We start from the raw sequence: 22,324 nt of genomic DNA on the forward strand, positions 1-22,324 counted from the left end.
TGATGATGCTTGATCAGCTACGCTGCGCACCCTAGAAGAATTGCATTGAACATACAAACCGAGGCCGCCATGTCTTTCCTGTCCGCGACACTTGACCGCGTAAAACCATCCCCAACCATCGCTGTTTCCACTCTGGCTGCCGAATTGAAGGCCGCTGGGCGTGATGTGATCGGTCTTGGCGCGGGCGAGCCTGATTTCGACACCCCTGACCACATCAAAGCCGCAGCAAAGGCCGCCATTGATGCAGGCAAGACCAAATACACGGCGCCCGACGGGATGCCCGAGCTAAAGCAAGCGATCTGCGACAAGTTCAAGCGCGAGAACGGGCTGGATTATACACCTGCGCAAGTCTCGGTCGGCACCGGCGGCAAACAGATCCTGTATAACGCGCTGATGGCCACGCTGAACCCAGGCGACGAAGTGATCATCCCCGCGCCCTATTGGGTCAGCTATCCAGACATGGTGCTTCTGGCCGGCGGTGAACCTGTGGTCGTCGAATGCCCGATCGAGACCGGCTTTCGCATGACGCCCGAACAGCTTGAGGCCGCGATCACGCCGAAAACCAAGTGGCTGATCTTCAACTCGCCGTCGAACCCGACCGGTGCGGGTTATTCGCGCGCGGAACTGAAGGCGCTGACTGACGTTCTGATGCGCCACCCGCATGTCTGGGTGATGACCGACGATATGTATGAGCACCTCGCTTACGACGATTTCGAGTTCTGCACGCCTGCCGAAGTCGAGCCCGGCCTCTATGACCGCACGCTGACCTGCAACGGTGTGTCGAAAGCCTATGCCATGACTGGGTGGCGGATCGGCTACGCGGCTGGTCCCGTGGAACTGATCGCTGCAATGCGTAAGATCCAATCGCAGTCGACCTCGAACCCCTGTTCGGTCAGCCAGTGGGCCGCAGTGGAAGCGCTGAACGGCCCTCAGGATTTCATCACCGAGAACAACAAGATGTTCGTACGTCGCCGCGATTTGGTCGTCGAGATGCTGAACGCTGCCGACGGCATCGAATGCCCGGTGCCGGATGGGGCGTTTTATGTCTATCCGTCGATCAAGGACTGCATCGGCAAGACCTCGGCCGGTGGCGTTAAGGTCGACACGGACGAGGCCTTTGCCAAAGCTCTTTTGGAAGAAAAAGGTGTGGCAGTCGTCTTTGGGTCAGCCTTTGGCTTGTCGCCAAACTTCCGTGTCAGCTATGCCACGTCAGACGAGGCGCTCAAGGAAGCCTGCACACGCATTCAGGATTTCTGTGCCACTTTGGTATAGAACGAAAAGCGTTCCGAATCGAAAGGCCTGTAATGACCTCTGAGTTGCCAGATTACTATTTCCGCGTCCGTGAAAACGGGGCGTTTGTGTTCAAGGTTGATACAGAAAATCGGCAACGCCGGATCGAACTTGATCAGATCGCAGTCGTGAACATCAAAAACGGCGATGTGAAACCCCAAGGGGGTCGCGAGTTGTCTGACGAAGACAAAACCGCGATCTCGGATTGGATGGAGCAACGCCGCACCCAGTTAAAACAGCGCGATATCGATGATATCCTACGCACCGTAGATCACCTGAATCTGACCACACACTGGGCGCAGGCCCGCGCCTCGGACGAGGATCTGGAACAGGTCACGGATGCACTTTTGCTTGCCATGCACGACCTGCGTTCGATGCTTGTGCGCAAGAAAGCTGATCGTCTGGGCAAGGGCTAATTCCCCACATGCGAAAACGTTTGACCGCCTGATCTATCGGGAGGTCGACCCTAGGCGTGACGATTGCATCCAGAAGCGCCACGACATGAAGGCGCCTGCGCAGAGCAACCCCAAAAGCAGTCCCCACCAAACGCCGACCGCGCCAAAGCCCAGCGTGATGCCAAGCACGTAAGACGACCCCATCCCGACCACCCAATAGCTGAGGCTGGCGATGATCATTGGTACCCGCGTATCCTGCACCCCACGCAGAAGGCCCATGGCGATGGCCTGAGCGCCATCTGCAAACTGGAAAAGAGCTGCGACCACAAGCAGCGAGGTGCCAAGGACAACGATCTCATCGCGCAAGACCTCGGCCGGGTCTAAGAACAGTTGGATCAGCGGCTCGGGGAACACAAAGAACAAGATGACCGTCAGACCGCCGAACAGAACGGACGCCAGTGTCGCCGCCAACGCCCCCCGGCGCAGCCCAACTTCGTCCCTGCGGCCCAGTGCACGACCTGCGCGCACCGTTGCCGTCATCGACAGACCAAGATGCACCATAAAGAAGGTCGCGGTAATCTGAAGCGCGATCCCGTGGGCGGCCAATTCCACCGTGCCGATCAGCCCCACAACGATAGTCGAGGCCGAAAACATCCCCACCTCGGCCAACGTAGTCAATCCGATCGGAACACCCAGCTTCAACAGGTCGACCAAGGCCTCCCAATCCGGTTTCCACAGCCGTTGAAACAGCGCTTGCTCGGGGTTCAGGCGGGCGGCGTACAGCCACAGCACGAACCCTGCTGCGATCTGGATGGTGACAGAGGCAATTGCGGCCCCTCGCACACCAAGCTCAGGTGCGCCCCAATTGCCGAAAATCAATGCGTAGTTGATGACACCGTTCATAATGGCGGCAATGATTGTCGCCCATAACACAATCCGCGCGTGCTCCAGCGCCGATAGGTAACTGCGCAAGGAATTGACACCCAGCGCCGGGATTAAGCCAAAGCCCGCGATCCTAAGATAGCTTTGTGCAATTAGGCTTAGCTCTTCGTCCTGCCCCATGGCCTGAAGGATTGGCGCGGACATCCACATCAAAGGCAGCACAGCCAAGGCAAAGCCGATCGAAATCCAAAGCGCCATACGGGTCAGGCGACGCACGCGGACGTCGTCTCCGGCCTCGTGGGCTTCGGCAACCATGGGCATCAACGCAAAGGCTGGCCCAGAGCCCATGATCAGGAAGATGAAGAAGAATGTGCCTGCCAAGGTGACGGCGGCCAGCTCCTCGACCCCATACCAGCCCAGCATGATCGTGTCGGTGATCTGCACCGAAAATTGCGCCAGCTGCGAGGCCACCAAGGGGGTGCCCAGAACCAGAACCGCACGCATGTGCTGAGGAAGAGTCATTACCTGTGTCATTCCCCACACCTATTGCGGGTGATGCGGAGGGGCAAGCACAGACTGATGGCGCTATCGCAGCATTTGCAGCAGAGCTTTCGACGGCTTACCGGTTACAGAAAGACCACGAGAACGCTGGTAGGCTTCGATAGCGGCGAAGGTCTTTTTGCCCAAGACGCCATCCGCCTCGCCAGCGTCAAATCCCGCACGCATCAGCCCGCGTTGCAGCGCCTTGCGATCCTCCAATGTCAGCCCATACTCGTCCGGCCCGAACGAAGCACGCAAGGCGGGGCGTCCGACCAGCCGGTCCGATAGATGTCCAACGCCAATGATGTATTTCTGAGCGTTGTTGTAACGGCCTAGAACGGAATAGTTGTGATAGACTTCGAACACCGGCCCATTATCGCCCGCTGGTTTCACCACGCGCCCCCGACCCGACGGTGCACGGCCCGTAATTTCTTCGCCCCAGCGCTGCCCACGTTTCCAGCCAGACCGGCTGAGGTAAGCCGCCGTTGACGCCAGCGCGTCCGTCGGGTCGTCTGACCAGATATCGCGCTTGCCGTCACCCGTGAAATCCACCGCATAAGCCAGATACGAGGTCGGAATGAACTGGGTATGCCCCATCGCGCCAGCCCAGCTTCCGGTCATTCGGTCAGCCGAGATATCTTCGCGCTGCAGGATCTTCAGAGCTGCCATAAGTTGCCCCTCGAAGAACCGCCCGCGCCGCCCATCATAAGCCAGCGTCGACAAGGCCGAGATCACCGGCACATCTCCGCGCCGCGCGCCATAGCGGCTTTCCAGCCCCCAGACAGCCACGATCACCTCTTTCTCGACACCGTATTTTGCTTCCAGCTGGCGCAACAGACCCGCATGTTTGCGCAGCATAGCGCGGCCTTTCTCGATCCGCGCATCCGACGCCGCGATGGCCAGATAATTCTCGAAACTGCGTACAAACTCGGTTTGGTTGCGGTCTTGTTCCACGACATCGGGCAAGTATCCCACGCCCCGGAAGGCGCGGTTGATCGTAGCCTGACTGATGCCCTGCGCGCGAGCACGTGCTTTTGCACCCTCGATCCACGCATCAAATCTGGCATTCGGAACTGGGCGCATTGCGGTTGAAGACGGACCAGAGGCGCTGGCCACTGCACGTGCCCCGCCGGACTGACACGCCGCAAGCGAAAGTGCTGAAATTCCTGCGAGAAGAAAACGTCTGGAATACGTCATGAAATCACCTGTACTGCTTTACTCGGGACGGGCCGCATTTTGCACACCGACCATGTTTTCCTCAGACTACCTCGCTTCAACAAAAGATTGAACGAAAAAGGGGCGCCGAAGCGCCCCTTGTGTTCCATGTCATCCGCAAGCTTAGGTGCGGCGCTGATCCGGATGCAGGCTTGCACCCAGAATGTGGTTCGAATTGTGGATCACCTGGCTGGCATGACCCACGATCAGCGGATCAGGCGAACCGACCAGATCATGGTCTTTGTCAGGATATTCAACCGTCGACAGGAAGTGGCGCATGCATTCCAAACGGGCACGTTTCTTGTCGTTCGACTTAATGATGGTCCACGGAGCGTCAGCAGTGTGCGTATAGAAGAACATGGCCTCTTTCGCCTCGGTATAGTCATCCCATTTCGACAACGACGCCAGATCGACCGGGCTTAGCTTCCAACGCTTCAACGGGTCATCCTTGCGGCTGTCAAAGCGGCGCTTTTGCTCTTCGCGCGTGACCGAGAACCAGTACTTGTACAGACGGATACCCGAGCGGGTCAGCATACGTTCATATTCAGGGGTCTGGCGCATAAACTCCAGATAGTCGCTGGGTGAACAGAAGCCCATCACACGCTCTACGCCAGCACGGTTGTACCACGAACGGTCATAGAAGACCATTTCGCCTTCGGTGGGCAGCTGGCTGATGTAGCGTTGATAGAACCACTGGCCACGCTCTTCGTCGGTGGGCTTGTTCAGCGCCACAACGCGGGCTTCGCGGGGGTTGAGATGCTCCATAAAGCGTTTGATCGTGCCACCTTTACCGGCCGCATCACGGCCTTCGAACAGAAGCACGAACTTCTGGCCCGTCTCACCAACCCAACGCTGGACCTTCAACAGCTCGGCCTGAAGGCGTGCTTTCTCGGCCTCATACTCCTTGCGTCCCAGCTTGGTATCATAGGGATACTTACCGTTCTCAAACGTTTCGCGGATCTGGTCGGCGCTCACTTTCGGAAACGGCTTAGGCTCAGCTTTGGGTGCATCCGCGGGTTTGGCGGCTGCTTTGGCTGCAGTTTTCGGCGCACTATTACGGGGCTGGGTCACAGTCATTCGCATCTCTCCTTAATTGTCCGATTTGCCTCTAACAAACCCGTCGGCACCGCGCTTTGATCCGCATCAATAAAATGAAGATGTTCCGAAAAATCTCGCGTAGGTATGCACAGGAAAAGGCCCACCAATTGATGGGCCTTTCTGGTCTGCATCAGACGGGATGGTCCGTCCGCAAGGTCACATGTGCCGTCCCACGCACGGGCTTAGACCACTTCAACTGGGCCAATTGTGCGTTACCGCCTTGGTTCACCAACACATGCGGATTGTCCCAGACCTGATTGTTGGAAGCATCGTGTAGATTGCCTTCGATCACCACGGATGTGACCGACCGCGCATTGCCACCGAAGGGGAAATAGGCCGAGCCATCCAAAGTCCAGGTGTTGCTTTCCGTGTTTTGATTGAACTCCAATGTCACCGGCGAGATCGTGCGCTGATCAACCCCAACGAAGGCATTGTTCTGGAAGGTCACATCGCGCGTGCTCCACCCGTTCAACGTCCCATGAGTGGTCGAGACGCTTTCCACACGATCAACACGCCCATTCAGCGACCGGAACGTGTTGTTGCTGACGTGGAAGCCCGACAGATAGTGCCCCGTTCCAAAGGGCTTGATCATGATCCATGTGAACCAGGGGGCCACATCATTGGCGGTGAAGATGTTGTCGGTGATCGTCATCCCGCCGAACGCATACTCGGTGCCGAAATCCGGCTCAGCATCATGTTCGTTGTTCCATTCGACCATACAATTGTCGATGTAGTTGCCGGTAAGGACCGTCTTGTTGTTCTCAAGGGTGAAGACAATGCCTGCCACGCGCGGGCCATCGGGGACTTCATCCCCCTGATACAAGTGATTGCCCTGAATGATATGACCCGAGCCATACATCACCATCGATGTCCCCAGACGTTGGAACTGAGAATCCCTGATCTTGGCATCATTGGCATTCACGTTGACCGCCACGGAAACGCGATCCGTTGCCGGGGTGCTTTGTTCACCCGAGATGAATTGGCAGCGGTCGACGTGGAGGCCCTGACAGGCCCGCCCGATCGAGCTGATCCCGTGGTTCTTCGGCTTGATGAAGTGGCAATCCTCGAACACCATATTCTCGCCGTTGCGCGCCAGCATCACCGCCGAGGCATGTGTATTGCACTGGAACTCGACCTCGATCAGATTCATGCGCCGCAGTTCTGCGAACCCACCGAAATCCAGCACGTATTTGTGACGGGTGAACGTATAAGTCTGGTTGGGATCTGCACCCCAAAGCGGGCGGCTCAGCTCAAGCTCTTGTGCACTGATATCGACCGATTTCACATAAACCTCGCGCCCAACGCCATTGCCGGTCACGATCGAGCCCGGTTGAATGGCTGCGATCCCTGTTACATTCGTTAGTTTTAGCGGATTGGCGGGGCTGTACTGCGCAGCCGAGCTTGTCACCTCGTCATCCCAGGGTGCACCACCGATGACATAGAATTGGCCGTTCCGGATCGCGCGACGGATCAGGAACGTATCCGAGGTCGCATAGGCCTCTTGCATGTCGATGGGCTCGGTCACATCAATGCGTCGGCCGCACATATCCAAAACCTTGTGGTCGGTATAGTGCAGCAGCGCCTGAAACGCCTTGCGAAAGCCCAGAAGCTCGCTTCCGAAGGCGTCGATATACGTGGGCAGATCGAAGCTTCGTGTCAGGGACAAAAAGACATTGTCCGCCATCGTCACAGTGCCTTCAAAGCGGATATCAGAGTGAAGGGTCAAGTTGCCACCGATACGAAAGATGCCTTCGGGTACCAACAACGTACGCCCGCCCGAAGCCGCATCCGCCGCCTGAAACGCAGCACGGTCATCGGTCACGCCATCCCCAGCCGCGCCATAGTCACGGACATCAACCCAGTCCATCATATCGCGCAGATAGGCGCCGGTGACGTCCTCGACGATGATGTCGTCAATGCGCACCGCAGCCCCGTTCGACCCGGTCAAATCCAGCCCCACATGGGCAAAGGCCACGTCCTCGCCCCAGACCATATCGACACTAGACCGGCTGCCAGATCCGATGATCGCAGACACTTCGACCACTTCTCCATAGGCTGTCAGCGCGACCTCTGGCCCGGTCTCGACATAACCGCCCGCATGCCCCCCACCCGACAGGCTGGGACGCGCCGCAATACGCACCGACGGAAGCGGCCCCGAAATCGCCTTGACCCGCGCACGCACCCGCAAATAGCAGCCCTGCTCGAACGGCGTCTGCCCCATAAAGCGCAACGTCTGGGTGTTTTGGTCCTTGAACAGCTCAAGACAGCTGTCGAAATCCTGATCCGCCGGAACAATCGCCGCATTGCCTGCCCCGTCATAGGTCAGGCTGCCGGGGGTGCCGTCCTCGCTTGACCAGACATCCAGCCCATCCGTAAATTCAGGCGGCATGAACACCACCCCTTCGGTAATCGCCTTGTTCATCAGGTTCCCTTTCAGGTCGAAATCCACGCAATGCCCCGCGCAGACGCGAAGGACGCGCAGGACGGGGCGAGAAACGTCGAAAGGGGTAATTATCTGGGGTTAATGGGCGTTAACACCGGCGTGCGTTGCGCAAAGCTCAGTACAGAAAACGGCGCCCGATCTCTCGGACGCCGCACATCATTTCAATGGCTTAAAGGTGTTACTTCACCAGATCTCCGGCCAGCGCCTTGTCGATCAAGGTCGCCGTTTCTTCGGCCCCGTACAGGGCGGCAAACCCACCGAAACGCGGACCTTGGCTGGCACCCAACAGCACTTCATACAGTGCCTTGAACCAGTCGCGCAGGTTTTCAAACCCGTGCAGCTTGCCCAGCGCGAAGACGACTGACTGCAAGAATTCGTCCGATCCGAAATCAACTGCGGGCAGCGGATCTTCGTTGCCCATCATCTGGTTCTTACGCGCAATCGCGTCCAACGCCACGTCGCCATCGCGCAGCGCACGTGCGAGTTCTTCCAACGCGCCGCGTTCTTGATCTGTAGGCAGACGGAAGACCTTCTCTGGCTCCACAAAGTCCTCGTAATACTTCACCGCATAGCCCGCCGCCGCATCCAGATCCGGGTGCGTTTCTGGCGACGCGTCCGGCGCATAGCGCTGGATGAAGCCCCAAAGCTGCGCCTTGTCATGGGCATGTGCCACCGACGCCAAATTCAGAAGCATCGAGAACGGAACCACCAAGTTCGACACCGGCACGTCGCCGCCGTGAATGTGCCAGACCGGGTTGTTCAGCTGCGCCTTCAGATCCTGCTTGTGATAGGCATTCAGCTGCTGGTGATATTCATCCATTGCCTTCGGGATCACATCGAAATGCATCCGCTTGGCCGTCTTGGGCTTCAGGTACATGAAGTACGCCAGACTTTCGGTCGAGGCATAGGTCAGCCATTCGTCAATCGAAATCCCGTTGCCCGAGGTTTTCGAGATCTTCTGCCCATTGGCGTCCAGAAACAGCTCATATGTAAAGTGCTCGGGCGCGCGCCAGCCAAGAATTCGGCAGATCTTGTCATAGATCGGCGTGTTGGTGGAATGGTCCTTGCCGTACATTTCGAAATCAACTTCCAGCGCGGCCCAGCGCGCCCCGAAATCGGGCTTCCACTGAAGCTTCACATTGCCGCCCGTGACGGGCAGCGTCCATTCTTTACCGTCCTCATCATCGAAGGTGATGGTGTGGTTTTCGGCATTCACCTCTTTCATCGGCACGTACAGAACACGGCCAGTTTCGGGGTGGATCGGCAAGAAGATCGAATACGTCTGGCGACGCTCTTCACGCAGTGATTTCAGCATCACCTCCATGACTTCGTCGTATTTCTCGACGGCGCGCTTCAGCACCTCGTCAAACTGGCCCGAGGCATAGAATTCCTGCGCGGAATAGAAGTCGTATTTGAACCCGAACGTATCAAGGAAACGACGCAGCATGGCGTTGTTGTGATGACCAAAGCTCTCATGCGTGCCAAACGGATCCGGCACGCTGGTCAGCGGTTTTTGCAAATGCTCATGCAGGGTTTCGGAATTCGGAACATTGCCCGGCACTTTGCGCATTCCGTCCAAATCATCTGAGAAACAAATCAGCTTGGTCGGAATGTCCGAAATCACCTCGAACGCGCGCTGGATCATCGTGGTCCGCGCGACTTCGCCAAAGGTACCGATATGCGGCAGACCCGACGGCCCATAGCCCGTTTCAAACAGCACATATCCCTTCTCAGGTGCGCCCTTCTGGTAACGTTTAAGCACCCGGCGCGCTTCTTCAAAGGGCCAGGCTTTCGAGCTCATTGCGGCGTCACGCATTTCGGACATGTGCATTCCTTTCATCTCGCGCTTATTGCGCGTGAGCATCTCCCTATTGCGAAGGGAGTTCGGGGTCAATATTCTGCACCGCAACAGAGGAGCAATTCCAAGTGCAAGATATCCCCCATTCCCTGACCCCTCAGGACAGCCTGATTGCCGTGATGATGGCTGTTTCGGCATCAGATGAAGAAATCACATCAGCCGAACTTTTGACGATTGAGCGGATCGTTAATCACCTGCCCGTCTTCGCCACATATGACCCCGACCGTTTCAAAACAGTCTCGCAAACCGTGTTTGACCTGTTCGCCGTCGAAGATGGGTTGGATGCCCTCTTTGGTCTTGTGCGCGACAATCTACCGGAAAACCTGTGGGAAACCGCTTATGCACTCGCCTGCGACGTGGCGGCTGCCGATGGCGTCCTGCAAGGCCCCGAGCTGCGGATCCTCGAAGAAATCCGGTACGAGTTGAGCATCGATCGTCTGCACGCTGCGGCCATCGAACGCGGGGCGCGTGCCCGTCATATGTCGCTGTAGATCAACGGCCAGACCCTACGACACCTCGAAGGGGCCCACGTGGCCCCTTTTGCTTTGGACAGGACGACCAACTGCCGTGTCCCAAATGACACCACGCGGGCGTGATCGATAGGCGTCTTGAAGCCGTGTCGGCTTCGTCCCATATTCGACCTCAATCACGCGTCGCAACACCTTTGAAGAGCTTCAAGTTCTGGCTTTTTCCTCTTTGAAAGGTTTCAACTTTAGGAAAATCCATGTTGCAAGATTTTAAGATCACCGAACGCTGGCCCGCCACCCGGCCCGACGTCATCCAGCTTTATTCTCTGCCCACGCCGAACGGTGTGAAAGCGTCTGCCATGCTGGAAGAAACCGGCTTGCCTTACGAGGCACATCGCGTCTCGATCATGGATGGCGATCAGTTCACGCCCGAATTTCTGTCGCTGAACCCGAATAACAAGATCCCCGCGATCATTGATCCCAATGGCCCCGGCGGCAAGCCGCTGCCCTTGTGGGAAACCGGCGCCATCTTGATCTACCTTGCTGAAAAATCTGGGAAGTTCCTGCCTGTAGACCCGGCCAAACGTGCCGAGGTTCTTCAATGGCTGATGTGGCAAATGGGCGGTTTTGGCCCCATGCTGGGACAGTTCGGTTTCTTCTATGCCTTCGGCGGGAAAGAGATCGAAGATAAGCGTCCGCTGGAACGCTACCGCGACGAGGCCAAGCGCCTATTGGGCGTTCTGGACAAGCGTCTTGACGGTCGCGAGGTCGTGGCCGGTGACGAATACTCAATCGCGGACATCGCCATCTGGCCATGGGTCCGCGCATTGTTTACCGGCTATAATGCGGGCGAAATCCTCGAGCTTGAAACCTTCCCGAATGTGCTGCGCTGGCATACCACCTGCGCGGATCGTCCGGCCTCGAAAATCGCTGTGGATATGCCTCCGAAGCCCTGACAAAGACAACTAACTACGAACACCAAAGGGGCCAAACGGCCCCTTTTTTATGCCTCGAACAATACCGACCAGCGTGCAATCAGATCGTGCTGCAATCCCCGTGAGCGGCGGCTCCATCCCCGCGCGCCTTGCGGTCGTTCACGAAACGCTTTCTGAATTGCGCCCCTGCGCTCCATATCTGCCGTGAAGATCGCAAAGGCCAACTCGCGCCCGTTTGGGGTGGTGACATACCCCGCCAGCGCGGACACGAAGTTCAACGTGCCGGTCTTGGCACGGATCGAGTGGCTTCCACCGTCCAGCAGCAGGTCAGAGTTTGGTTGGATGTTCTTCAAGAGCGGCGCAAGCTCGCCGTCAGGAGACAATGAAATCAGCGCCTTAACCATGTCGCGCGCAGTTACGATGGACTGATCACTTAGACCGCTGTGATCAGCAAAACTTAATCGACGCGTTCCCACCGCGTCTTTCGCCCAATTCGACATCATGGCCGCTGAGCCCGCTAGATCCGCCGGTGCCCCCCCCGCTTCAACACTGGCTGCCATGCCCACAACTTCGGCCGTCAGATTGGTCGAATACTTCAGCATTCCCTTCACGATTTCAGCGACTGGCATTGAGGAATGTGTGACCAGAACGTCGCCATTGGCCGCGCCATCTTGCGTCAATGGACGCGGCAGCTTTACCCCCTGCCCACGCGCCAGCACCTGAAAAACCTCGCCAGCATAAATGTCAGGCCGACGGACCGGCAACCAACGTGACCCGCCCTTACCTAATGCCCCCTGCGCAACGGTCCAGCTGTCGACGCCAGCAGCATCCTTATAGGTGAAAATAGGTGATTTGCGGTCCACGACCTGCATCCGCGCAACCTTTACCGCAGGGCGCAGCGTTTCGGATCGGGCATCCATCGCCACATTCCAGCCCTGCCCCTCGCGTTTCCATTCGAAATGCACGCGGTTGAAGTTTAAGTTCAGCCCGGAAATCGAGGGGTTGTACCCCAGATGATCTGGCTGACCGGGGTCAATAACCCGCTGATATGGCAGATAGGATCCGTTCACATGAAATTTTCCGGTGATCCCTGTCACGCCTTTTGCACGCAGGTCCTTCGCCATTTGTGACAGAGCATCCGTATCCAGTGTCGGATCCGCCCCGCCCACAAGGATCAAATCGCCCTGAATGACACCGTTCTGCACAGGCCCTGTCGCCATCAATCGTGTTTGAAAGCGATGTGTGCCGCCAAAAACTGACAGTGCATACGCCCCTGTAATCGCCTTGGCGACGCTGGCCGGAGGTAGGGGAAGGACCGGATTGTGAACTTCCAACACCTCCCCACTGAGGGCATCTGCCACCATGAAACCGATCTTACCCCCAAGTCCGGCTTCGGCCGCCAGCGCCTCGACCGACGGTAAGCTTTTCTTCGCATAGTCGCCCGGTTTTGGGTTGGGAAACAGCGAGGTAGCGGGCGCGTTGGCAATCGCAGGCGATGCTGCACTTGCCCCCAAACCCGCCAAAAATGCGCGTCGTGAGAATAGGATCGTCATGGGCCGAGTTAACCCTCTGACCTCTAGGCAATCAAGCTAGAAACCGGCCACTCGGCACGTTCTTTCTGATAAGACTACCAGTCTCCACGCGCTCGGATCTGAGAAGACGAGACATCCAGCATTGGCACATTCAGCAAAGACCATGCAGGCGCTTGTGACACCCGCAATTTCGCCGCCTGCCGCCCCGTGATCTGAGCCGACCGGAAGCGGCGCGCGGCCTTGGACATGCGTGCAGCACCCCGATCCCCCGGACGGGCCAAGATGCCGACCGGCACGTTCGACATGATCCAGTCCCAACGCTCCCACCGGTGGAAATCGGCCAAATTGTCAGCTCCCATCAGCCAGACGAAATGCACGCCGGGATAAAGCGCGATCAACGCCTCAAGCGTTTCGGCTGTGTACCGCGTGCCTGTATGCGCCTCGATCTCAGTGACCTTCACACGCGGGTGCTGCATCACATCACGCGCATGGTCCACACGTTGCGCCAGAGGGGCCGGTCCATGTTCCTTCAACGGATTTCCCGGCGTGACCAGCCACCACACCTGATCCAACCCAAACCGCTTCAAGGCCTCGCGTGTGATGTGCACATGCCCTTCATGGGCCGGATCAAACGACCCGCCCAAAAGGCCAATCACCTGCCCCGACCGCGCATATGGAAAATCGTGACGCATCGCCCACCTGCTAAAACCGCAACTTCCCTAGCGTGCGGCAATTGCCCTCGTCCAGTGAAATCGCTATTTGCATGGAATGCGCGCAAATCACCTGCGTGAACGGAACAACGGGCTGCTGCCCACTCAACGGAGCATTCACATGGCCGCTTATCAATATGTCTACCACATGGACGGCGTTTCCAAGACCTATCCGGGTGGCAAGAAATGCTTTGAAAACATCCGCCTCAGCTTTCTGCCCGGCGTGAAGATCGGCGTCGTTGGCGTAAACGGCACCGGTAAATCGACGCTGATGCGCATTATGGCCGGCATCGACAAAGAGTTTCAGGGCGAAGCTTGGGCCGCCGAAGGCGCCAAGGTCGGCTATCTGCCGCAGGAGCCCGAGCTGGACGCATCCTTGGACGTGCGCGGCAACGTCATGCAGGGCGTGGCCGAGAAGAAAGCGATCCTTGAGCGCTACAATGAGCTTGCCATGAACTACTCGGACGAAACCGCCGAGGAAATGGCCAAGCTGCAGGATGAGATCGACGCACAGAACCTCTGGGATCTGGACGCGCAGATCGATGTCTCGATGGAGGCCCTGCGCTGCCCCCCCGATGATGCCGACGTCACAACCCTGTCGGGTGGTGAGAAACGCCGCGTGGCGCTGTGCAAGCTGCTGTTGGAAGCGCCCGACATGCTGCTGCTTGACGAACCGACCAACCACTTGGACGCCGAGACCATCGCGTGGCTGCAACAGCACCTGATCGACTATAAAGGCACCATCCTGATCGTCACCCACGACCGTTACTTCCTGGATGACATCACCGGCTGGATCCTTGAACTCGACCGTGGGTCGGGCATTCCCTACGAAGGCAACTACTCGGCGTGGCTGGAGCAGAAAGCCAAGCGACTGGCCCAAGAAGCCCGCGAAGATAAGTCCAAACAGAAAACGCTCGAACGCGAATTGGAATGGATGCAGCAGGGCCAGAAAGCCCGTCAGGCGAAATCCAAAGCCCGTATCGCCGCCTATAACGAGATGGCGAACCAGTCCGAGCGTGACAAAGTAGGTCGCGCCCAGATCGTTATCCCCAACGGCCCCCGTCTGGGTGGCAAGGTGATCGAGGTCGAGGGCCTGAAGAAAGCCATGGGTGACAAGCTGCTCATTGAAAACCTCGACTTCTCGCTGCCCCCCGGCGGCATTGTCGGCGTGATCGGCCCCAACGGCGCGGGCAAATCGACGCTGTTCAAAATGCTGACCGGTCAGGAACAGCCCGACGAGGGCACCGTTGAACTGGGCGACACCGTGAAACTGTCCTATGTGGACCAGTCGCGCGATGACCTGAACGACAATGACACCGTTTGGGAAGCGATTTCCGGCGGGGCCGAGATCATCGAACTGGGCGACGCGCAAGTGAACTCCCGCGCCTATTGTTCCAGCTTCAACTTCAAAGGCGGCGATCAGCAGAAAAAACTGAACCTGCTGTCGGGCGGTGAACGCAACCGCGTCCACATGGCACGTCTGTTGAAAGAGGGCGGCAACGTGCTCCTCCTCGACGAACCGACCAACGACTTGGACGTAGAGACCCTGCGCGCGCTTGAAGACGCGCTGGTTGATTTTGCCGGCTGCGCCGTCGTCATCTCGCACGACCGCTTTTTCCTCGACCGTATCTGTACCCACATCCTGGCCTTCGAAGGCGACGCCCATGTGGAATGGTTCGAAGGCAACTTCGAGGACTACGAAGAGGACAAGAAGCGCAGGCTGGGACCGGACGCGCTGGAGCCCAAGCGTCTGAAGCATAAGAAGTTTACGAGATAAGAGAGCGGCCCCTTCGGGGGCCGTTTTTTTCGGTGCGAGGTAGCGAAATCAAACAGCTAGCCCTTTTCATCTTGATGATGTCGAAGAACATATGTGATCGCATCGCTAACGACTTTTCTGTAGTGCGCCGAATCGTCATACTTAGACACAAACTCTGGATCTAGCTCGGTTAAATAATCAAATACTTCTGCACGATCCTTCTCTAATTTTTTCCGGCTTATCGCACCGGTATTAAGTCCGCGAGCCAGCCTTAAAACGACTTCATACAATGAGGGGTCAACAGAACTGAAACCGCTACTTGCCAACGCGTTTCTTGTAGAAAGGTTCGGTTTCAATACTTGGCCTTCAAGCCGTCGTAATTGACTGCGGAGACTGTTGAACTCACTTACCCAGAATTCCTTTTCCGTAACCTCTTTGGTATCCAAACCAGCAACTTTGAACTTCCCAAAATGCTTTAGAAAGGTAGTGTACTCAGGATCGGATGACTTTTCAAAAGTAGCTATCATCTTCTGTGATAGCTTCTCTTTAAACGCTAGAACATCGTTGTATCTAAGGTCTCGGCGATACTCGAGGTGTTCGATGGGTGAAGTATCAAAACTGTAGGCAGTCTTGTCGTCCTTGAGAACAATTGCAGGCTTGTCAAAGGCAAGCCTTAGTCCCAGCTCAAACATTACATTCGCGTTTTTTGCACTGACATCACACACAACGATATCCGCATCATAAAGATTCTGTACAATGCGCTGCTGAATAACGCCCACATCATCAGATTCACTAACCAGCTCGGCATCAAATCCCGCAGCGTCCGCCGCTTCTTTCACAATACCAAGCACTTCTGCCCAGTGGTGGGGGGAACAACCATCGATATCTGAGATCGGCATCACAATACCGCAAATCGGCTTCTTCTTCTCTTCGATTTTTCTGCTTTCAGTAGTTGTTCGTTTGGCCATAATTCATTCCCCTGCAACCATCTCCACTCAGCGTTGTAGTGCCCTTCACCAATACATTCAATAAGTTGAGTTCAAATATCCGCCGCCCCAAAACCTAGGCACATCCCCCACTCCGCGATAAGCTCCCCCCATTAAGAAGAGGGGAAACATTATGAAACGAAGGGGTTTTCTGGCGCTGACGGGCGCTGGGGTTTTGACGGCTTGTGCGCGACCGGGTGTGCTCGGGCTTGAGCCGAACACAACGTTGATCATCGTGCGGCATGGGGATCGCACCGGGGAAAATCTGAATGCGATTGGGCGCGCGCGGGCGCAGGCTTTGGTCGGTGCGCTGGATGGGGTCCATGTCGACGCGATCTATTCCCCCAGCGTGCAGCGCAATCTGGACACGGCGCAGCCTCTGGCCTCGGATCGTGGTCTGCAGATCAACCGGCTTCCTGCAAATGGAATGGCGACACGCCTCATCAACGACGCCTCTGGAAAAACCGTCGTCTGGATCGGCAACAAAGGCAATCTGCGCGAGATCTGGGATACCTTGGGTGCAGGCGGAGAGCCGCCGCTGAACTATGGCGACCTGTTCACCGTGACGGCCAATCGTTTCGGCATGTTGCAGATCGACCGGCGCCAACACGGCCCGGCAGTTTAGCGTCAGTCTTTCTTCACAGGAACCGGGTTTCCGTCGTCATCCAGTGACACAAAAATGAACACGCCCTCGGTCACTTTGTGCTTTGATCGGCCACGGTCACGTTCCGACCATGCCTCCAGCGTGATTGCCATTGAGGTGCGGCCGACCTTCGTGACCTCGCCATAAAGGCACAACACATCGCCCACCTTGACCGGCGAGATGAATTTCATCGCGTCCACCGCCACGGTTGCGACGCGCCCGCCTGCATATTCTGCCGCCAGAACACCGCCCGCGATGTCCATTTGGGACAGCACCCAGCCGCCGAAGATGTCTCCGGCAACGTTGGTGTCCTTGGGCATGGCAAGCGTGCGCAGGATGATGTCGCCTTCGGGCGAGGATTGGGTGTCAGACATAGAGAGCCTCGTGTTTTGCTTGCCCATGGGTAAGCCGCACTAAGGCCCCGTGCAAGAACGCCCTTACGTTACACGCGGATCAAGCCGCGCGCGCTACGTTGTAAAGCTCGTTCAACAGATCCAGAAGCGTTTCCATCTTCTCGGTCCCGAATTTCTCTTCCAGATCTTCATAAATGCCCGATGCCTTTTGCGACATGGCAGTGTATCTCCGGCAGCCTTCAGGGGTGATTTGCACACGGCGGCGACGGGCGTCGGTGTCCTCAATCCGTTCGATCAAACCGCGCTCGGTCAGCGTTTTCAGGATACGCGACAGGCTGGGGGGCATCAAAACACAGCGGTCAGCCAGTTCGGTGGCGCAGCAGGCTTTCCCTTCGGCCAGCACGCGGATGACGCGCCATTGCTGGACTGTCAGGCCGATGTCGTCGAGTTCTTGGCGGAAAGGTTTGAGGGTTGCCTCGCGGGCGTGGAGGAGTGCCAGAGGCAGGGCGCGATCAAGTTTCTTCATCATTATCAGTCCTTTCGCGGATGGCCGCGTGGATCGTGCTCCAGGTTTTACGGCTGAAGCGGGTTACGATTTCCTGAACCTCGAGACTTAAGATGAAGGGCGTGTCGCCCATCTGCGGGCGCAGTGCGTCCTCAACCGCACTGTAAAGGGTATCAGCGATGGCCTCGCGCGTGGCCTCGTCCCGTCCCTGCCCAAGCCTAAGGATCATATCCAAGAAGTGATACCCACCTGCCCCGTCGCCAATTGCATCGACGTCCGATTCGAACCCGCGTACACGGATGCCGCCAATAGGGCATTTCCCGGTGGCAACCAATGCTTCGCGCATGGTCTCGGCCAGCGCAGACAGATCCGCTTGTTGGCCCAAACCGGTGCTGTATTCGAATGACAGGTGCGGCATGTTCACTCCTTAACACCGGTAGTAAATACCCGTCGCGTCTAAATTGCAAATCATTGCAGGTGCAACAAGTTGTCTCAGGCAGTGATGACGCCTGCAGCGACCCATGCGTCGAACTCGGCCAGCACCCGATCCGAGAAATCCGCGTCGTTGATGTGGCTGTCCAGCTCGATCAGCGTCACGTTGTCCGGGCAATGGGCGCGGATCTCTTCAATGAAAGCGGCAAGTCCGTCGGCATCATGCAGCGGACCTCCCGGCCGATCCCATTCATTGCCGCCTTCAAGCGGCAGGATCAGGTTCACCGGGCCTTTTGCGCCAGCAAGCTGGGTGCACATGGCCCGCGCCATCTCGCGCCGCTGATCGGGGGTCATCATCACCGAGGACAGCAGCCGATTATGTGCATGCACTTCCTGCCCGGCCAGCTTCGACGGCACGTCCTGCCAACCGATGAAATCCACGAGGTCATAGCATCCGATCGACACCATCTGCGGCGTGGCCGAGGCCCCGGCATTGGTCATCCGGTCGGGCCCGGCAGAAATGGTCGACCCCATGATGTGATTGCCCAGCTCTTGCGGCGCGAAGTCCAGAACGGCGGCAAAGGCACCCTCGCCCGCAAGGCTTTCAAAGGCGCGCCCACCCATACCGGTGGCGTGAAACACAGCGACCTCGAACCCGCGTTCTTCCAGCGCTGGCTTCAGGCTGACCATATATCGCAGCACGGTTTTGCCGAAGCTGGTCATGCCGATGAGCGGCTTTTGGAAGTCCGGCTTCTCGACCGCACGCGCCGCACCCAGCACGGCACCTGCCGCCTGTGACAGCGACGCCTTACAGATCGAGTTCAGCCCGTACAGCCCGCCAGCCCACAGGATCATCTGTACATCCGCCGGCAGGCGCTCAGGTGGGATCAAAGGTGAGAAACTGACGGTCGAGACCACGTATTTCGGCACCCCAATCGGCAAGGCCTGACACAGGTCCAGTGCGGCATCGGTGCCCATCGTCCCACCCAGAACGATCAACCCATCGAACACGCCCTCGCGATAGAGTTTCAGCGCCAAAGAGGCCGAGCCCTGCGCCATGATCTGCATGGCGGTGTTTTCGTCCCCGCTGTCGATTGCAGCTTGGATCGACGAGCCACCCGCCTCGGCCACGTCATGTTTCGAATAGTCGCACGGCGCCGACGGGTCCCCCAGAACCGAGATATCCATCGTGGCCACGCCGCCGCCCTGAGCCCGGATCACATCGGCGATATAGTTCAGCTCGTCATCTTTGGTGTCATAGGTCCCGACGACCAGAATTGTCTTGTCGCTCATAGCTGCATCCATGCTGTCTTGAGGTCGAAATACTTGTCGAAGGCGTGCATCGATTTGTCGTGCCCGTTGCCCGATTGCTTGACGCCGCCCAAGGGGACCGTGCCGTCCGGACCGCCATAGGTGTTCACGTGGACCACGCCCGCCTGAATGTCGCGCACCATGTTATGCGCGCGGCTGAGGTTCGACGTCCAAACCCCTGCAGCCAAACCAAAATTTGTCGAGTTGGCGATAGCAACAGCATCGGCATCGGACTTGAACGGCGTGACGGCCAACACCGGACCGAAGACTTCGTTCTGGGCCACATTATGTTCGGGCTTTACGCCTTTCAACACCGTCGGCTCCATGAAATAGCCCCCCGTGTCCTGCATGATCCGCGAGCCGCCCAAAGCAATCTCGGCGCCCTCGTCAACGGCTTTCGTGACGAAGTTCAGGTTGCCTTCCAGCTGAGGCAAATTGTTCACCGCACCGATGTTGGTGGTCAGGTCCAGCGGGTTACCGACTTTCATCGCAGCGGCGTGGCGCGACAGCGCCTCGACAAACTCATCATGGATGCTTTCTTCGACCAAAAGCCGAGACCCCGCCACACAGACTTGCCCTGCATTGCGGAAAATGCCAGCAGCTGAGACCTTCGCTGCTTGCTCCAGATCCGGTGCGTCGGCAAAGACTACGTTCGGGGACTTGCCGCCCAGTTCCAGATAGCAGCGTTTCAAGTTTGAGCGCGCCGAATATTCCAAAAGCCTACGCCCGACGCCGCCCGAGCCAGTGAAGACCATCACATCCACATCCATCGACATGGCCAACGCTTCACCGGTGACAGACCCGGCGCCCGTGACGACGTTCAGGACGCCATCGGGAAGCCCGGCTTCGGCCGCAAGTTCCGCGAGTTTCAGAAGCGACAGAGATGCGGTTTCGGCAGGTTTCAACACAACCGAATTGCCCGCAGCCAGCGCGGGCGCCAGCTTCCACGCCCCAATCATCAGCGGGAAGTTCCACGGTACAATCGCGCCGACAACACCGACGGGTTCCTTGTGCACAAGGCCCAGAATACCCGGCGCAGTCGGGGCAATCTCACCATACACTTTATCCAAAGCCTCAGCGTAGTAACGGAAAGTGCCCGCAGCCGAACCCGGCTCGGCTTTCAGGGCCATGCCGATCTCGGTCCCATTGTCGCGCACACCCAGAACGGCCAGTTCCAGCGCGTTGGCCTCGATCAAATCGGCCAGCTTGTGCAACACTTTCTTGCGATGGGCAGGCGCTGCGCGCGACCAACGCCCGTCATCAAAGGCGCGGCGCGCCGCTGCCACCGCCCGATCAACGTCAGCCGCAGAGGCACGCTCAATCGTGGTCAGTCTTTGTCCGTCAATCGGCGAGAGAACGTCTTGCGCTTCGCCCTCAGCTTCTTGCCACGCTCCGTCAATATATAGTTTCTGCGGCGCGATAGGATGGCGGGAAAGCTCGTTGATGCGTGACTGATCTGCCATTCGTCGGTCTTTCTTTCTTTGTAGTCCAGCCAGACCCGGCGGAAATGCAGGAGCAAGACAAGGACAATCATTCCAAACAGGATCGCTGCGATAGGGCGATCAATGAAATCAAGCGGGGTCTTCACGCGCGCCATGGCGCTGCGCAGTTTGACCTCCATAATACCGCCCAGAACCATGCCCAGAACGATCGGCACGACGGGCAGTTGCATGCGTTTCATGATGAAACCGAAGATGCCGAAAGCGGCTGCGATGATGCAATCGGTCAGCGAGTTTCGCAGGCTATAGACGCCCACAAAGCTGAGGATCAGAATACACACGCCCAAGAACCGATTGGGGATCTTTACCACCTTGATCAGTTGGTTGGTTGCCACCAACAGGAAGGCCACGACCAGCACGTTCAGGATCAAGAGCGCGAGGTACAGCGCCACCACAAAGTCCATATCGTTCTGAAAAAGCTGCGGTCCCGGGATCACGTTGTGGACGTAGAAGACGGACAGCATCATCGCCGTCAGCGCCTCGCCGGGGATGCCCAGCGCCAGCAGCGGGACCATGGCGGCGCCTGGAACCGCGTTGTTGGCAGTCTCGGCTGCGATCAGACCCTCGGAGGAGCCATGCCCGAAATCCTCGGGGCGTTTCGAGGACTTCTGAGCATAAGTGTAGGACATGAACTGCGCAGTGAATTCACCCACGCCGGGGATCATACCCATGACCACACCGAACGTGGCCGAGATACCCGCGATGCGCGGGTGACGAGCCAGCTCGCGGAAGCCTTGGAAGAAGCTGCCCTTCAGCTTGGTCAGGCGGACTTTCTCGTCATCGCCATGAAGCAGCGTGAAGGCCTGGGACAGTGCAAACAGGCCCAGAACCACAACGATCAGGTTCACGCCTCCCGACAGCCAGCTTTGATCAAACGTGTACCGTTTCGAGAAGCTGGCCGAATGCAGGCCGATGGTATTTAACCAGATGCCAAAGCACGCCATCGCCGCCGCGATCAATGTGTGTTTGCGGTGCGCGGTCACAACAAGAATGATGCCCAGAAGAGCCGCCAAGAAGATCTCGCGTGAGCCAAACATGGGTGCGATTTTCGCCAGAATGGGCGCGAAGAAGATCAGGCAGACCACAGAAAAGATGCCACCAAAGAAGGACGAGCTATAGGCCAGCGACAGCGCGCGCCTTGCCTCGCCCCGGGTGGTCATGGGATAGCCGTCGTAGGTAGTCAGCGCATTCACCGCCGTGCCTGGCGTGTTGATCAGGATCGCGGGGATCGAGCCCCCATACATCGAACTGCCATAAATGCCCAAAAGCACGGTCAGCCCCACGATCGGGTCCATGCTGAACGTGGCAGGCAGCAGGATTGCGATGGCGACCGCGGGGCCGACGCCAGGGATCGCTCCGATCAGCACACCGCCGACCGAGCCGACCAGAAGGGCCAGCACCACATCCCAGCGGGCCAGAACCGAGGAACTGGCTTGCACTTGCGCAAGGAAGTCGTAGATCAGATCCATGCTGC

The 22,324-nt window shown here is 57.8% G+C and carries 20 protein-coding genes; 6 read left to right on the top strand and 14 right to left on the bottom strand.

Translation table 11 applies throughout. From position 1 onward, the window contains the following. Positions 1-69: 69 nt before the first annotated feature. Positions 70-1,272, top strand: a complete 1,203-nt coding sequence (locus ACP15F_RS08360; protein WP_424940350.1) for a pyridoxal phosphate-dependent aminotransferase — start codon at positions 70-72, stop codon at positions 1,270-1,272. Positions 1,273-1,304: 32 nt separating this feature from the next. Further along, entirely contained in the window at positions 1,305-1,706 is a 402-nt protein-coding gene (locus ACP15F_RS08365) for a hypothetical protein (RefSeq protein WP_424940351.1), read from the top strand. A 33-nt stretch (positions 1,707-1,739) separates the two neighbouring features. Here ACP15F_RS08365 and ACP15F_RS08370 read toward each other — a convergent pair whose 3' ends face one another. The 5 genes from ACP15F_RS08370 to ACP15F_RS08390 all read right to left on the bottom strand — a co-directional run bounded on the left by ACP15F_RS08370 (position 1,740) and on the right by ACP15F_RS08390 (position 9,688). Then, on the bottom strand, positions 1,740-3,101 hold the full coding sequence (locus ACP15F_RS08370) for an MATE family efflux transporter (RefSeq protein WP_424940352.1): 1,362 nt from the start codon (positions 3,099-3,101) through the stop codon (positions 1,740-1,742). A gap of 51 nt (positions 3,102-3,152) precedes the next feature. Beyond that, a complete protein-coding gene (locus ACP15F_RS08375; protein WP_424940353.1) occupies positions 3,153-4,304 on the bottom strand; it encodes a lytic murein transglycosylase in 1,152 nt (383 codons plus the stop codon). A gap of 141 nt (positions 4,305-4,445) precedes the next feature. Then, positions 4,446-5,399, bottom strand: a complete 954-nt coding sequence (ppk2, locus tag ACP15F_RS08380) for a polyphosphate kinase 2 (RefSeq protein WP_424940354.1) — start codon at positions 5,397-5,399, stop codon at positions 4,446-4,448. Positions 5,400-5,550: 151 nt separating this feature from the next. Continuing rightward, positions 5,551-7,842 carry a glycosyl hydrolase family 28-related protein gene (locus tag ACP15F_RS08385; protein ID WP_424940355.1) on the bottom strand — a complete coding sequence of 764 codons (2,292 nt, stop codon included), beginning with the start codon at positions 7,840-7,842 and terminating at the stop codon, positions 5,551-5,553. Between the two features lie 199 nt (positions 7,843-8,041). Next, complete coding sequence (locus tag ACP15F_RS08390) at positions 8,042-9,688, bottom strand: lysine--tRNA ligase (protein ID WP_424940356.1); 1,647 nt, start codon at positions 9,686-9,688, stop codon at positions 8,042-8,044. A 152-nt stretch (positions 9,689-9,840) separates the two neighbouring features. Between ACP15F_RS08390 and ACP15F_RS08395 the strand changes: the two genes are divergently transcribed. After that, positions 9,841-10,212 (top strand): tellurite resistance TerB family protein, encoded by a 372-nt coding sequence (locus tag ACP15F_RS08395; RefSeq protein ID WP_424940962.1) that lies wholly within the window; start codon positions 9,841-9,843, stop codon positions 10,210-10,212. Positions 10,213-10,445: 233 nt separating this feature from the next. Further along, positions 10,446-11,144, top strand: coding sequence for a glutathione binding-like protein (locus ACP15F_RS08400; RefSeq protein WP_424940357.1), 699 nt, complete (start codon positions 10,446-10,448; stop codon positions 11,142-11,144). A gap of 47 nt (positions 11,145-11,191) precedes the next feature. Here ACP15F_RS08400 and dacB read toward each other — a convergent pair whose 3' ends face one another. Both dacB and ACP15F_RS08410 read right to left on the bottom strand, forming a co-directional pair. Next, positions 11,192-12,676, bottom strand: coding sequence for a D-alanyl-D-alanine carboxypeptidase/D-alanyl-D-alanine endopeptidase (gene dacB, locus ACP15F_RS08405; protein ID WP_424940358.1), 1,485 nt, complete (start codon positions 12,674-12,676; stop codon positions 11,192-11,194). A gap of 74 nt (positions 12,677-12,750) precedes the next feature. After that, complete coding sequence (locus ACP15F_RS08410) at positions 12,751-13,347, bottom strand: nicotinate-nucleotide adenylyltransferase (protein WP_424940359.1); 597 nt, start codon at positions 13,345-13,347, stop codon at positions 12,751-12,753. A 139-nt stretch (positions 13,348-13,486) separates the two neighbouring features. Here ACP15F_RS08410 and ettA point away from each other — a divergent pair, with 139 nt between their 5' ends. After that, entirely contained in the window at positions 13,487-15,142 is a 1,656-nt protein-coding gene (ettA, locus tag ACP15F_RS08415; protein ID WP_424940360.1) for an energy-dependent translational throttle protein EttA, read from the top strand. Between the two features lie 56 nt (positions 15,143-15,198). On the opposite strand, the gene ACP15F_RS08420 is transcribed toward ettA, so the two are convergent. Beyond that, complete coding sequence (locus ACP15F_RS08420; protein ID WP_424940361.1) at positions 15,199-16,089, bottom strand: hypothetical protein; 891 nt, start codon at positions 16,087-16,089, stop codon at positions 15,199-15,201. A 151-nt stretch (positions 16,090-16,240) separates the two neighbouring features. On the opposite strand from ACP15F_RS08420, the gene ACP15F_RS08425 reads away from it, so the two are divergent. After that, positions 16,241-16,732 carry a histidine phosphatase family protein gene (locus ACP15F_RS08425; RefSeq protein WP_424940362.1) on the top strand — a complete coding sequence of 164 codons (492 nt, stop codon included), beginning with the start codon at positions 16,241-16,243 and terminating at the stop codon, positions 16,730-16,732. 2 nt (positions 16,733-16,734) lie between these two features. Here the strand turns inward: ACP15F_RS08425 and ACP15F_RS08430 are convergent, their stop codons facing one another. From ACP15F_RS08430 to ACP15F_RS08455, 6 genes are all read right to left on the bottom strand, one after another. Beyond that, a complete protein-coding gene (locus ACP15F_RS08430; RefSeq protein WP_424940363.1) occupies positions 16,735-17,124 on the bottom strand; it encodes an acyl-CoA thioesterase in 390 nt (129 codons plus the stop codon). 79 nt (positions 17,125-17,203) lie between these two features. Then, the gene (gene hpaR / locus ACP15F_RS08435) at positions 17,204-17,632 is read right to left on the bottom strand and encodes a homoprotocatechuate degradation operon regulator HpaR (protein WP_424940364.1); all 429 of its coding nucleotides are present in this window, start codon (positions 17,630-17,632) and stop codon (positions 17,204-17,206) included. After that, positions 17,616-18,026: a hypothetical protein gene (locus ACP15F_RS08440; protein ID WP_424940365.1), complete on the bottom strand. Its 411-nt coding sequence runs from the start codon at positions 18,024-18,026 to the stop codon at positions 17,616-17,618. The genes hpaR and ACP15F_RS08440 overlap by 17 nt, the downstream gene beginning before the upstream one ends. A gap of 74 nt (positions 18,027-18,100) precedes the next feature. Beyond that, the gene (locus ACP15F_RS08445) at positions 18,101-19,333 is read right to left on the bottom strand and encodes a Tm-1-like ATP-binding domain-containing protein (protein WP_424940366.1); all 1,233 of its coding nucleotides are present in this window, start codon (positions 19,331-19,333) and stop codon (positions 18,101-18,103) included. Continuing rightward, positions 19,330-20,772: an aldehyde dehydrogenase gene (locus ACP15F_RS08450; RefSeq protein WP_424940963.1), complete on the bottom strand. Its 1,443-nt coding sequence runs from the start codon at positions 20,770-20,772 to the stop codon at positions 19,330-19,332. Before ACP15F_RS08450 ends, ACP15F_RS08445 begins: the two co-directional genes overlap by 4 nt. Further along, positions 20,679-22,319 (bottom strand): tripartite tricarboxylate transporter permease, encoded by a 1,641-nt coding sequence (locus ACP15F_RS08455; protein WP_424940367.1) that lies wholly within the window; start codon positions 22,317-22,319, stop codon positions 20,679-20,681. Before ACP15F_RS08455 ends, ACP15F_RS08450 begins: the two co-directional genes overlap by 94 nt. Positions 22,320-22,324 lie beyond the last annotated feature (5 nt).

It is taken from the genome of Aliiroseovarius sp. S253 (assembly GCF_049800855.1).
Taxonomy (GTDB): Bacteria; Pseudomonadota; Alphaproteobacteria; order Rhodobacterales; family Rhodobacteraceae; genus Aliiroseovarius.